Raw genomic sequence first — 12,932 nt, forward strand, 5'->3', positions numbered from 1 at the left:
TGATGGGGGGACACCACGCCGCGTCGGGAGCCGCGGCGTGGGTGGCTGTTGCGTCCACGGGGCCCTACACCCTGGGCTGGTACCCGCTGGATCCCACGGGGATCCTCATCGGCGGAATGGCCACGGCCGGCACTGCCCTGGTCTGCGACTGGGACCACCGGTCCAGCACGGTGGCGCACTCCCTGCCGCCGCTTTCCAACGCGATTGCGCGGGGCATCGAAAACGCCAGCGGAGGACACCGCCAGGGCACGCACTCCATCCTGGGTGGCGCTGTTTTTGTGTTCCTTGCCGTGTTGGCGTCCCGGTTCCAGCTGGAGACACCCTGGGGGCTGCTGTCCGTCGGCGCCGGGCTGCTGTGCATGTTCCTGATCAACATCGCGGCCAAGGCCCTTAAGCTCTTTCCCAAGGCCGGGTTCCTGAGCAACTGGATCTTCGCGCTGGTCATGGCAGGACTGGTCACCGTGTACGCACCCGAACAGTGGACGTGGCTGCCCATGTCCATGCTCATCGGTGTTGTGGTGCACATCGTCGGCGACCTCATCACCACCGGGGGAGTGCCGCTGCTGTGGCCCCTGGTGGTCCGGCCGCCCAGGCTGCTGCGGAAGGTTCCCCTGCTGCGCAACGTCTGGCGGCCCAACGGGGCGCTGTCCCTGCCGCTCCTCGGCCGGGCCGGCTCCAAGCGTGAATGGCTGGTGCTGATTCCCGTGAGTGCCTACGCGATGGTGGGCCTGGCCATGGCCGGCTGGTCCATCGCCCAGGGCCAGTGGACGCGCGTGGCGGACGCGGCTGTCGCCTGGACCAGGCTCTGGTTCTAGGAAAATGCACAAGGCCTCCGGGGCGGTGATCACATCACAGCGCCCCGGGGGCCTTCCTTACTTCTTTACGTCGGCGGTCCCAACTGGGTAGCAGCAGCTGCCGTTTTGGGCCGCCAAGACGGCAGCTGGTGCTCCTTAGCCAGTTGGGGTTAGTGCTCGCCCGCGGAGTCCGAGCGGCCAAGAATGGCCTGGGGAATCCAGAAGGCCAGCGCGAACAGCACAATGCAGACGGCCATGGGCCAGATGTTGTCCAGGGTGAGGAAGGACAGGGAGTAAACGGCACCGAAGAACAGGGCGATGCAGACCACGAAGGCGAGGATGCTGGCCCCCAGCTTGTTCTCGTTCTGGGGCGTCTGGACAGGGCCCTCGTTCGGAATGTCCTGGCGGGACGCGTTGATGTTGCTGGACATGAAGTTCCTCCTCAGCCCCGCGGGGCTCAATCTGCGGCGGCGTCCGGCCTGCCGTCAGTAGGTCGATGAACCCTGTTCACCCTTGACGATGGCAATGCCGGAGCTGGCACCAATACGTGTTGCACCTGCAGCAATCATAGCCTGCGCGTCAGCAAGCGACCGCACTCCGCCGGATGCCTTGACGCCCAGGTCCGGCCCTACGGTTTTGCGCATCAGGGCGATATCTTCAACCGTGGCGCCACCGCCGTTGAAGCCGGTCGAGGTCTTGACGAAGTCGGCGCCCGCTTCCACTGCCGCTTGGCAGGCGAGGACCTTCTGGCTGTCCGTGAGCAAAGCGGTCTCGATGATCACCTTCAGGATGGCGCCGCTGGAATGGACGGACTCGGCCACCGCCGTGATGTCCTCGACCAGCGCGCCCTTGTCTTCGGCCCGGGCCGCGGCGATGTTGATGACCATGTCCACCTCGTCCGCGCCGTCAAGCACGGCACCGCGCGCTTCGAAGGCCTTGACGTCGGTCGGCGTTGCACCAAGGGGAAAACCCACCACCGAGCAGGTGAGGACCCCGGAGCCCTTCAGCACCTTCTTGACGGTCTTGACCCAGACAGGGTTGACGCACACCGACTTGAAGCCGTACTCCGCAGCTTCCGAGCAGACTTTCAGGACGTCGGCTTCGGACGCCTCGGGCTTGAGCAGGGTGTGGTCGATGTAGGAGGCGATGCCCCCGGCAACAGCGGCGGCCGGTTGAACAGAAGGCGTGGCTTCGTTGCTCATGATGGTCCTCTCCGGGGCCCTGTGGGGCCCGGTATGTCCTTGACTCGGTTCGGGAACCATCTTGTCACAGCAGCCGGCCGCCTCCGGGCCAGGACTAGGCGGCCGCCTGCAGGGCCGGTCCGGCGGAGGCCGCGGCCAGCAGCTGAGTTGCGCATGCTCCGGCAGCGGATGCCGCCGCCACCAGCAGGCCCAGCCGGACGCCGTCGAACGCCGCTGCGTCACCGATAGCCCAGATGCCGGGGACGGACGTCCGGAAGTCCTGGCTGATCACGATTCCGCCGTTGGCCGCTGTCCGCAGTCCTGCGCTGGAGGCGAGGCCGTCGCGGGCCACCCGCTCCTCGGCCAGGACCACCAAGTCGCCGCTCATGCTGCTGCCGTCCTCGAAAATCACGGCGGAGGCGGCGAGCCCGGAGACGGACTGGCCGGGAACGACGGCGGCCGGGCGGGCGGTGGTGCGGACGGGCCGGACACCCCGGGCGCGGAGGACCGCTTCGGCCTGGCCCGCTGCCGCGCCGTTGCCCACGAGGATCCCCAGCGGGCGCCGGCCCAGCTCCCGCGTCACTTCCCCCACGGCCTCGGCGATGCGTGCGGCGTCATCGATGGTGGAGTAGCTCAGGCACTGGGATGCCCCCTCCACCGGACTGGCAACCGGCGCGGATCCGGTGGCGATCACCAGCTGGTCGTATGCGAACTCCATGCCGTCGGCCGTGGCGACGGTGCGGTTGACGGCGTCGATGTGGCTGGCCGGCTGGCCGAACCGAACCGAAACCTGGGGGAGCAGCGCCAGTTCCAGCAGTTCTTCGGGCGTGTCATCGCGGTTGCTGAGCATCGTGATGCTGCCGGCGAACCGGGCGCGGTCCAGTTGCGTGACCAGGGCCTGGGCGGCCGGGCCGGCGCCGGCGATGACGATGCGGGTGGAGGAGGTGGACGTGGAGGGTGCCGGAGCGGACATGTGCTGGCCCTTTCGCTGGCGGCCGCGGAACGGCCGGAACTTCGTGATGAACCCAGCGTAGGGAGGCGCTTTTACCGTTGTGTTTCCCCTCCGTTGCCGGTCCGGGAGGGGTGCGTTCGCCAGTTTTTACCGGCCGGTAACAGAACCCGTGACGCGGCTCTCATCCGGCAGGCAGCAGACACACGTCCCTTCCGGACCGGGATGCGGAACGGCGCTAGACGCGGATGCGGTAGCCCCGTTTGACCACGGTTTCCACCAGGCGTCCGTCCGGCAGCGATGACCGCAGCCGGCTGACTGTCATGTCCAATGCATGGACCGAGCCGCGCAGTTCGAGCAGGTCCGAGAGCGATTCCCGGGACAGGACCGCGCCGCCGGCGCCAAGCAGCGCCCGCAGGAGCAGCAGCGGTGCCGGTGCGAGTTCAACGGGCTGGCCGTCGATGCGCAGGCTGCGCCCCCGGAGCTCGATGTTCCCGGACCGGGTATCCAGCCGCCGGACGTGGTTCAGTGCCAGGTGCTCGCACACCAGCCGGATGAGCGCGCCCATGCGGAAGCGTTCCGGGATCAGCGGCGTCACCCCGGCGTCCAGCAGCGGCTGCGCGGTCACCGGGCCCACCACGGCGGTAGTGACGTTCGTCTTGAGGCTTTCAATGAGCTGCTTGTAGACGCCCATCTCGTGCGCGGTGCTCCACATGGCGTCGACGGCGGGCGCGCTGGTGAAGGTAAGGACGTCCAGGTTTCCGCTGCAGGCGGCGTCGATGAGCCGCGGAAGCTTGTCCTCGCCGTCGGGCTTTACCCAGCGGTAGGGCGTGACGGTCAGGACTGTGGCGCCGGACATCCGCAGGCGCTCCAGCTGCCGGACATCGGTGTAGCCGTGCAGCTGCACGGCGACCGTCTTGCCGCGGACGCCCTCGGCCAGGATCATGTCCACCAGTGTTGCAGTGGTTTCGTCACTGCTGATTCCGACGTCGGCAAGGCCGGCCGCGCGCACGGCGCCGCGGGCTTTGGGCCCGCGGACGAACATCCGGCACGAGCCCAGCGTGTCCAGCAGTTCGTCGCCGATGCCGAAGGAGTCGGCGGCCTCGCACCAGCGCCGCATCCCGTATGCCGTGGTGGCGATGCAGAGGTCCGGCTTGGCGGCGATAATGGCCCGGGTGTCCTCGATGAGGTGCACGTCCTCCTGCACGGGCGCGATCTTCAGCGCCGGGGCGTGCAGCACCTCGGCGCCGCGGCGCTCCAGGGCCTCGATCAGGTCCCGCGAGCGCCGGTGGGACGTGACGCCGATGCGGAAGCCCTCAAGCGGGGCCTCCGCGGCGTCGGTTGCTTCCTCCGCCTGGGCGGCTTCGGCCGGTGCAAGTGCAGTCATGGGGGTTAATCCTTTCACGAACCGAGCAGCGAGGCCGCCAGCCTGTCCAAGTCGGCGGCGGCCTCAGCATGGCCGCGGTTGGCTTCGGCCACCCGGACCACCTCGCCTATGACCAGCACGGCCGGGTTGCTGCAGCCGGCGGCGGCGGCGGCGATGGTGCCCAGGCTTGCGATGGTGGTGCGCTGCCCGGGGCGGTAGCCGCGCTCCACCACGGCCATGGGCATGTCCGGGTGCATCCCGGCCCGGCGCAGTCCTGCCGCCAGCTGGTGCAGGGTTCCGATGCCCATCAGCACCACGATGGTTCCGCCCAGCCCGGCGAGGTGCCGGTGCTCCTTTTCCGTGAGCGGCGCATGCCCGGAAACTACGGTGAACATGTGGCTCACTTCGCGGTGCGTGACAGGGATCCCTGCCGCCGCCGGGACGGAGATGGCGCTGGTGACGCCGGAAACTACGTGGACCTTGACGCCGGCGGCCACGCAGGCCGCCACTTCTTCGCCGCCACGGCCGAAAACGTAGGGGTCGCCGCCCTTGAGGCGCACCACGTTGTTGCCGGCCAGCGCGCTTTCCACCATGAGCTTTTCGATGTCCGCCTGGCTCACCTTGTGGTGGCCGGGCTTCTTGCCCACGTCCACCAACTCGGCGGAGGTGAGGGACGGCAGTTCCTGGTACGGAGCGAGCCGGTCGTAGAACACCACGTCGGCATCCCGCAGGGCCTTCACGGCGGCGACGGTGAGGAGTTCCGTGGTGCCGGGGCCGCCGCCCACCAGGGTGACATGCCCGGCGGGGCCGGCGGCGGGTTCGGCGGCCACCGGAATCCCGGACTCCCGGCAGCGGCCAAGGAGGGCGTCCCAGCCGGGCTGGCCGTCGTCGACCGCGGCCACGAGGAACGGCCGTTCGGGCAGCGGTCCGTCATGCGCGGCACCCTGCGGGGTGCTGAGGCGGTGGACGACGGCGCCCGCGGCTTCGTAGCGGCGCACTGCCTGCCGTGCTGCGGTGTCCGAGCCGGTGACCAGGACCTCGCGGCCAGTGAGATCAATGCTGAGCTGCATGCCTACACCTCGTTTTCGTTGCCGGACCGGACTGAGATGGACGTGCCGAGGAGGACCTTGCCCTTTTCCTCCGGGGTGGCCGGCCGCATTTGGCCGCGCTCGTCCGGGACGAAGGTGATGGAGTCGTCCTTCTGGTCCGGGGCGTTGACGAAGGAACGGAAGCGGCGGAGGCGCTCCGGGTCCTTGAGGGTGTCCGCCCACTCGTCGATGTACGTGTCCACGTGCTTGGCCATGGCGGCCTCGAGGTCCGCGGCGATGCCCAGGGTGTCCTTGACCACCACATCCTCGACGTGCTTGATGCCGCCGTCAAGCTCTTCCTGCCACCGGGCCGTGCGCTGCAGGCGGTCGGCAGTGCGGATGTAGTACATGAAGTAGCGGTCGATGTATTTGACCAGCGTCTCGTCATCAAGGTCCTTCGCGAGCAGTTGGGCGTGCGCCGGGGTGGCGCCGCCGTTCCCGCCGACGTACAGGTTCCAGCCGTCCGCGGTGGCGATGACGCCCACGTCCTTGCCCCGCGCCTCGGCACATTCCCGGGCGCAGCCGGAAACGCCCATCTTCAGCTTGTGCGGGCTGCGGAGGCCGCGGTAGCGCAGTTCCAGCTTGATGGCCATGGCCACGGAGTCCTGGACGCCGAACCGGCACCAGGTTGATCCGACGCAGGACTTTACGGTGCGCAGGCTCTTGCCGTAGGCCTGCCCGGACTCGAAGCCGGCGTCAACGAGTTCCTTCCAGATTTCGGGAAGCTGCTCCAGCCGGGCACCGAACATGTCGATCCGCTGGCCGCCGGTGATCTTGGTGTACAGGTTGTACTTCTCCGCCACGGCGGCGATGACGCCGAGCTTCCTGGGCGTGATCTCGCCGCCGGCGATGCGCGGCACCACCGAGTACGTGCCGTCCTTCTGCATGTTCGCCAGCGCACGGTCATTGGTGTCCTGCAGCGTGCCGCGGCCGGCATCCAGCACGTAGGCGCTGTTCTGGCTGGCCAGGATGTTGGCAATCGTGGGCTTGCAGATGTCGCAGCCCGCGCCGGTGCCGTACTTCGCCAGGATCTCTTCGAACGAGGTGAGTTCCAGGACGCGGATGGCGTCGAACAGTTCCTGGCGGGACAGTTCGAAGTGCTCGCACAGGGCCCTGGAAACCTCGACGCCGGACTTGGTGAGTTCGGTTTCCAGCAATTTCTTGAGCATGGGCACGCAGGAACCGCACTGCGTGCCGGCACGGGTGCAGCCCTTCAGTTCGCCGAGCTCCTGGACCGGGGCGTTGCCCTCGCAGGCACCGCAGCCGTTGATGGCGTCGCGGATGCTTCCGGCGGTGACGTTGTTGCAGGAGCACAGGGTGGCGTCGTCGGGAAGTTCGGTTTCGGGTGCGTCCCCGCCGCCCGCGGCGCTGAGAAACGCGCCGGGTTCGGCGGGCAGTTCGCGGCCAAGGAGCGGGCGCAGGCTCATGTACGGTGAGGCGTCGCCCACGAAAATGCCGCCGAGCAGGGTCTTGGCGTCGTCGGTGGTGACGATTTTCTGGTAGACGCCGCGGGCGGGGTCGGCGTAGACGATTTCGAGGGCGTGCTCGGTCTTGGCGAAGGCGTCACCGAAGCTGGCCACGTCCACGCCGGAAAGCTTCAGCTTGGTGGCGGTGTCAAAGCCGGGGAACGTGGCGTCTCCACCGTGCAGCCGGTCGGCCACAATCTCGGCCATGGTGTTGGCAGGAGCCACCAGGCCAAGGCACATGCCGCCGAAGTTGGCTACTTCGCCGATGGCCCAGATCCCCGGGACCTCTGTGGCGCAGTAGTCGTTGATGACCACGCCGCCGCGGGGGCCCAGGCTGAACACCTGTTCCTCCCCCTCGGCGGCGCGGAAGAGTTCATCACGGGGCCGCACGCCGATGGCCACGATCACGATGTCCGCCGGAATGATGCGCTCATCGGCCATCAGCACACCGGTGACCTGGCCGTCGTCGTCCGTCAAAATCTCGGACGGGAAGACGCCGCCGTGCACCTCGAAGCCTTTCGCCTCGATCAGGCGGCCCAGGGCCTGGCCTGCACCCTCGTCAAGTTGCGTGTTCATCAGCCAGGGGGCCCCGTTGATAACGATGGGGGTGGCGCCCAGCTGCTCGGTGCCGGCCGCCGATTCGAGGCCCAGAAGGCCGCCGCCGATGGTGACGGCATTGATTTTGCGGCCAAGCTTTCCGGTGAGGTCGGCAATGGCCTTGTTGATGGCCCAGACGTCCTCAAGGGTCCGGTAGACGTGGGCATGCTCAGCACCGGGGAGCGGCAGGCGCATGGCATCGGAGCCGGTGGCCACCACCAGTTCGTCGTAGGGGTAGCTGTTGCCGGCGGCGGTTTCCACCGTCTTCGCTTCGGCGTTGATCCTGACCACGCGCTCGCCGGTCTTCAGGGTCAGCGCTTCGTGGTCCCACATGGAGGCGGACCCGAGGGTCAGGTCAACGCCGGTGTCGGTGAGGGCCTTGGAGAGGGCAACGCGGTCGTAGGGGAAATGCACTTCCTCGGTGAGGACCGTGACATGCCAGCCATCGAGGCCGCGGGCATGCATGGCGTCCGCAAAACGGTGGGCCGCGGGGCCGCCGCCGGCGACGACGATGCGGCGCGGAGTCCCGGTGTTTGAAGTCTGTTCGGTCACGATGGGCCTTTCGCATGGGCCGCAGGCAGTAATGCGCGGCCTTCACTGACGAGTGTCCAACCAGACTAGGGAGAGGCAGTTTCGCTTCAGTTTCCCGATTGTTTCGCCGACTTAACTTCTGCATCACGAACGCATTTCCAGCCGCGTTAGGTCTCTTTTACGCGCCGGACACATGCGCTGCATCCTCCCGAAACACCCCGGTCCTAGCGTGGAACACGGCCGCATCGCCAGCAGTCCGGATGACAAGCACAGGACAACAAACACAGGGAAAGGAGCCGGACATGACGGCAACACTGGAACTTGGGGCACTCGACACCGCCACCACCGGATGGCACCGCGTCTGCCCGGTGGACGACCTGGAACTTTCCTGGGGCGAGGCTGCCCTTGTGGCCGGCCGCCAGATCGCGCTTTTCCGCACCGGTCCCAGCGAGGTGTTCGCCGTGGCCCACGAGGACCCGGCCACCGGCGCCCACGTCATGGCCCGCGGCATCCTGGGTTCGAAGGGATCCCGCCCCACGATTGCTTCGCCGCTGCACAAAGAGGTCTACGACCTGGAGACAGGGGAGTGCTTCAGCACTCCGGGCCTCGAAATCCAGGCTTTCGGTACCCGGGTTGTGGACGGTTATGTCGAGGTTGAGCTGTAGCGGCAACAACCATGCAAAGCAGGAAGCAGGGGCGCCGGCAGGCGCCCCTTCTTCGCTGTTAAAGTCCCAGCGCCTCGCTGACATCCTTGAGCACCTCGTCCAGTGAAGCCCGCGCCGCCAGCCGTGCAGCAGGCAGTTCCGCTGCGGAGGCGGCGTGGTGGATGACTTCGAGGTAGCACTTGAGCTTCGGCTCGGTGCCGCTTGGCCGGATGATTACCCGCGTGAGGTCCCGGGTCACGTACAGGAGTCCGTCGGTGGGCGGCAGCTGGTCGGTGCCTTCGGCCAGGTCCGTGAAAACTTCGACGGCGGAGGACCCGAAGGATTCCGGCGGCGAAACCCGCAGCCGGTTCATCATGGCGTCCAGCAGTCCCAGGTCCGCCACCCTGATGCTCAGCTGGTCGCTGGCGTGCAGGCCGTGCTTCAGGTAGAGCTCGTCCAAAGTGTCGAAAATGGTTTTGCCGTCGGCCTTGGCTGCTGCCGCCAGCTCAGCAATGAGGACGGCAGCAGAAATGCCGTCCTTGTCCTTCACCAGGTCCGGCGCAACGCAGTAGCCCAGCGCCTCCTCGTATCCGTACAGCAGCCCGGGCACCCGCGAAATCCACTTGAACCCGGTGAGGGTCTCCTCATGCTCATAGCCGGCCTCCGCGGCGATCCGGGCCAGCAACCGCGACGACACAATGGAGTTGGCGAACACCCCGTGGGCGCCGTCAGCACCGCCGCCGGCGGCAGCCGCCAGGCGGGCAGCAATATGCGCACCCAGCAGCGCGCCCACCTCGTCGCCCCGCAGCATCCGCCAGGCGCCGGAATCCGGATCCTTTGCGGCAACCGCTGCACGGTCGGCGTCGGGGTCGTTGGCGATCACGATGTCGGCGTCAAGCCGGGAGGCGGTTTCCAGGGCGAGGTCCAGGGCGCCCGGCTCCTCCGGATTGGGGAAGCTCACAGTGGGGAAATCCGGGTCCGGCTTCGCCTGTTCGGCCACCAGGGTGACGTCCACGAAGCCGGCAGCCCTGAGCACGGCCAGCGCCGTTTCACCACCCACCCCGTGCATGGGGGTAAGGACGATGCGCAGGTCGCGTGCCGGGAAATAATCGCTGTGGACAAGCCCCGCCACGGCACGCTGGTACTCCCCGACGATGGAGTCCTCAAGGACCGTCCAGCCCTCCTGGGCGAGCGCGATGGATTCCAGGGAACCCACGGCGTTGATCCGGGCCGCGATTTCGGCGTCGTACGGGGTGACGATCTGGGCGCCGTTGCCGCTCTCCGGGACGGCGTGCCGGCCCAGGTACACCTTGTAGCCGTTGTCCTGCCGAGGGTTGTGGCTGGCAGTGACCATCACGCCGCCGTCGCACTCCAACGCCCGGACAGCGTACGCCAGCAGGGGTGTGGGCAGGGCTGCCGGCATCAGGAACGTTTCGATGCCCGCGGCAGTGAAGATGGCCGCGGTCTCGGCCGCGAACACGTCAGAGTTGTAACGGGCGTCATAACCGACGACGGCGCGCGGCCGGGTTCCGGGGGATACCGTGCCAACCGTGTCCAGCAGGAAAGCGGCCAGCCCGGCGGCGGCACGCCGTACCACCGCCCGGTTCATCCGGTTCGGGCCGGGGCCCAGCGCCGCCCGCAGCCCGGCGGTGCCGAACTGCAGGGCGCCGCGGAAGCTGTCAACAAGTTCCTGCCGGGCTGCCGGGTCACCGTCCTCTACCAGCCTGATGAGCTCGAGGAGGGATGCCGCCGTTGCGGGATCCGGATCGTGGGAGGCCCAGGCGCGGGCTTCGTCGAGCAGGCGGAAATCGGCATCGGCGGACGTCATGGGCACCACGCTATCGTCATTGTCCCTTCAGTTCCTCCCCATCCGCGCCGAAGCAGTGCCTACAGTTTGGCGATGATGTCGGCCAGGAGCCGGGAAATCCGCGGGCCCGCTGCCTGCCCCGCCTCGATGACTTCCTGGTGGCTGAGCGGAACCGGACTGATGCCCGCGGCGAGGTTGGTGACCAGGGAGATGCCGAACACCTCCATGCCGGCGTGCCGCCCTGCAATGGCCTCCAGCGCCGTCGACATGCCCACCAGGTCCGCCCCGATCCGCTTGGCATACTGCACCTCGGCCGGGGTCTCGTAGTGCGGCCCGGTGAACTGTGCGTAGACGCCCTCGCCGAGGGTCGGGTCCACTTCCCGGGCCAGGCCGCGGATGCGGGACGAGTACAGATCCGTCAGGTCAACGAACGTTGCGCCCTCAAGGGGTGAGGCCGCGGTGAGGTTGATGTGATCTTTGATGAGGACCGGGGTGCCCGGAGCCCAGTTGTCGTTGAGTCCGCCGCAGCCGTTGGTGAGGACCAGCGTGGTGCAGCCGGCGGCGGCCGCGGCGCGGATGCCGTGCACCACAGCGCGGACGCCCTTGCCTTCGTAGTAGTGCGTCCGGGCACCCAGGACCAGGGCGCGCTTGCCGTCGGCGGTGAGGACCGAACGGATGGTCCCCACGTGCCCCTCCACGGCCGGGGCGTGGAAACCGGGAACCTCCTCGGCGGAAAGGGTCGCGGTGGTTTCGCCGATGAGGTCTGCCGCAGCACCCCAGCCGGAGCCGAGCACCAGGGCAACGTCGTGGCTGTCCACTGCTGTTTCCTCGGCGATGTAGTCAGCCGCCGCGCGGGCTGCGGCGAAGGGATCCGTGTTCAGGAAGTCTGTTGTACTCACGAGTACAAGTTATCCTGCCGCTCCTGTTGCGCCCACCACAGCCTGCCTCGCAGGGTGCATGGATTCTTGGTGCTGCGGCGGGGGATGGGCGAGAATGATGAATTGTGACTACGCATCCAGATTTCAGCGCACCCCGGATCGCAATCCTTGGCGGCGGCCCGGGCGGGTACGAAGCCGCCATGGTGGCCGCCTCACTGGGGGCGCAGGTCACCATCGTTGAACGGGCCGGCCTGGGCGGATCCGCCGTACTCACCGATGTGGTGCCCTCCAAGACGCTCATCGCCACGGCCGACCTGATGACCCGGGTTGCCGAGGCAGGCGAGCTGGGAGTGAAGTTCGACGTCGACGGCGGCGACTTCGTGCCGGTGATGCGCGCGGACCTCAAGCACATCAACGACCGCCTGCTGAACCTGGCGCGCAGCCAGTCGAGGGACATCCACGACGGCCTGGCCGCGCAGGGCGTGCGGATCCTGACGGGTTCGGGCCGCCTGCTCGACAACCACACCATCGAAGTCCTCACCCTGGACGGCACCGAGATCGTGGAGGCGGACACCATCCTGCTCGCCGTCGGCGCCCATCCGCGGGAGCTCCCCACGGCCCGGCCGGACGGTGAGCGCATCCTCAACTGGACGCAGATCTACAACCTGGACGAGCTGCCCGAGGACCTGATCGTGGTGGGCTCGGGTGTCACCGGTGCCGAGTTCGCTTCCGCCTACAACGGCCTCGGCTCCAAGGTCACGCTGGTGTCCAGCCGCGACCGCGTGCTGCCCGGCTCCGACGTCGATGCCGCCGTGGTGCTGGAGGAAGTGTTCGAACGCCGCGGCGTCCGCGTCCTGTCCCGCTCGCGGGCGGAGTCCGTGGACCGCACGGAGGACGGCGTGGTGGTTACCCTCAGCGACGGCACCAAGGTCACGGGCAGCCACTGCCTGCTCTGCCTCGGCTCCATCCCCAACACCGCGGGCATTGGACTTGAGGAAGCGGGCGTCGCCCTCGGCGACAGCGGCCATGTGAAGGTCGACGGCGTCTCCCGCACCAGTGCGCCCAACATCTACGCCGCCGGTGACTGCACCGGCGTGCTGCCGTTGGCGTCCGTCGCAGCTATGCAGGGGCGCATCGCCGTAGCCCATTTCATGGGGGATGTGGTCACCCCGCTCAAGCTGCACCAGGTGGCATCCAACATCTTCACGTCCCCGGAGATCGCAAACGTGGGCGTCTCCGAGGCGGACATCGATTCCGGCAAGTACCAGGGCGACGTGGTCAAATTGTCCCTGCGCAGCAACGCGCGGGCCAAGATGCGCAACGCCCGGGACGGGTTTGTGAAGATCTTTGCCCGCAAGGGCTCCGGAACCGTGATCGGCGGCGTTGTGGTGGGCCCCAACGCCTCGGAACTGATCTTTCCCATCTCCATCGCGGTGAAGCAGAAGCTGCATGTGGACGACGTCGCCAGCACCTTCACCGTCTATCCGTCGCTGACAGGGTCCATTTCCGAGGCAGCCCGCCGCCTGCACGTGCACCTGTAGCTGCTGCGGGAGCGGCGCGGGCCGGAAAGTCTGGACCCCGCCGCTGCCTCCTGCATAGACTCCTTCAAGGACCGGCCGGAGATTCCATCT

General features: G+C 67.8%; 11 protein-coding genes. 3 read left to right on the forward strand and 8 right to left on the reverse strand.

Annotated elements, in window-relative coordinates; translation table 11 throughout:
* The first annotated feature begins 2 nt into the window (after positions 1-2).
* Positions 3-815 (forward strand): metal-dependent hydrolase, encoded by an 813-nt coding sequence (locus FDW83_RS05215; RefSeq protein ID WP_138136542.1) that lies wholly within the window; start codon positions 3-5, stop codon positions 813-815.
* 149 nt (positions 816-964) lie between these two features.
* Here FDW83_RS05215 and FDW83_RS05220 read toward each other — a convergent pair whose 3' ends face one another.
* The 6 genes from FDW83_RS05220 to nirB form a co-directional block, all read right to left on the reverse strand.
* Complete coding sequence (locus FDW83_RS05220) at positions 965-1,225, reverse strand: hypothetical protein (protein WP_138136543.1); 261 nt, start codon at positions 1,223-1,225, stop codon at positions 965-967.
* Positions 1,226-1,279: 54 nt separating this feature from the next.
* Positions 1,280-1,996, reverse strand: coding sequence for a deoxyribose-phosphate aldolase (gene deoC, locus FDW83_RS05225; RefSeq protein ID WP_138136544.1), 717 nt, complete (start codon positions 1,994-1,996; stop codon positions 1,280-1,282).
* A 94-nt stretch (positions 1,997-2,090) separates the two neighbouring features.
* A complete protein-coding gene (locus FDW83_RS05230) occupies positions 2,091-2,948 on the reverse strand; it encodes an FAD-dependent oxidoreductase (protein ID WP_138136545.1) in 858 nt (285 codons plus the stop codon).
* A gap of 214 nt (positions 2,949-3,162) precedes the next feature.
* Positions 3,163-4,311 carry a uroporphyrinogen-III synthase gene (locus tag FDW83_RS05235; protein ID WP_138136546.1) on the reverse strand — a complete coding sequence of 383 codons (1,149 nt, stop codon included), beginning with the start codon at positions 4,309-4,311 and terminating at the stop codon, positions 3,163-3,165.
* A gap of 14 nt (positions 4,312-4,325) precedes the next feature.
* Positions 4,326-5,360: a uroporphyrinogen-III C-methyltransferase gene (gene cobA, locus FDW83_RS05240; protein ID WP_138136547.1), complete on the reverse strand. Its 1,035-nt coding sequence runs from the start codon at positions 5,358-5,360 to the stop codon at positions 4,326-4,328.
* Between the two features lie 2 nt (positions 5,361-5,362).
* On the reverse strand, positions 5,363-7,993 hold the full coding sequence (nirB, locus tag FDW83_RS05245; protein ID WP_138136548.1) for a nitrite reductase large subunit NirB: 2,631 nt from the start codon (positions 7,991-7,993) through the stop codon (positions 5,363-5,365).
* Positions 7,994-8,274: 281 nt separating this feature from the next.
* Here nirB and nirD point away from each other — a divergent pair, with 281 nt between their 5' ends.
* Positions 8,275-8,637 (forward strand): nitrite reductase small subunit NirD, encoded by a 363-nt coding sequence (gene nirD, locus FDW83_RS05250; protein ID WP_138136549.1) that lies wholly within the window; start codon positions 8,275-8,277, stop codon positions 8,635-8,637.
* A 58-nt stretch (positions 8,638-8,695) separates the two neighbouring features.
* On the opposite strand, the gene FDW83_RS05255 is transcribed toward nirD, so the two are convergent.
* Complete coding sequence (locus FDW83_RS05255; protein WP_171027458.1) at positions 8,696-10,444, reverse strand: phospho-sugar mutase; 1,749 nt, start codon at positions 10,442-10,444, stop codon at positions 8,696-8,698.
* 59 nt (positions 10,445-10,503) lie between these two features.
* Positions 10,504-11,322: a purine-nucleoside phosphorylase gene (locus tag FDW83_RS05260; RefSeq protein ID WP_138136551.1), complete on the reverse strand. Its 819-nt coding sequence runs from the start codon at positions 11,320-11,322 to the stop codon at positions 10,504-10,506.
* A 104-nt stretch (positions 11,323-11,426) separates the two neighbouring features.
* Between FDW83_RS05260 and FDW83_RS05265 the strand changes: the two genes are divergently transcribed.
* Positions 11,427-12,842 (forward strand): NAD(P)H-quinone dehydrogenase, encoded by a 1,416-nt coding sequence (locus FDW83_RS05265; RefSeq protein ID WP_138136552.1) that lies wholly within the window; start codon positions 11,427-11,429, stop codon positions 12,840-12,842.
* Positions 12,843-12,932: the final 90 nt, after the last annotated feature.

Origin of the sequence: Pseudarthrobacter sp. NamE2, assembly GCF_005796205.1 — a bacterium.
In the GTDB taxonomy this organism is placed as follows: domain Bacteria; phylum Actinomycetota; class Actinomycetes; order Actinomycetales; family Micrococcaceae; genus Arthrobacter.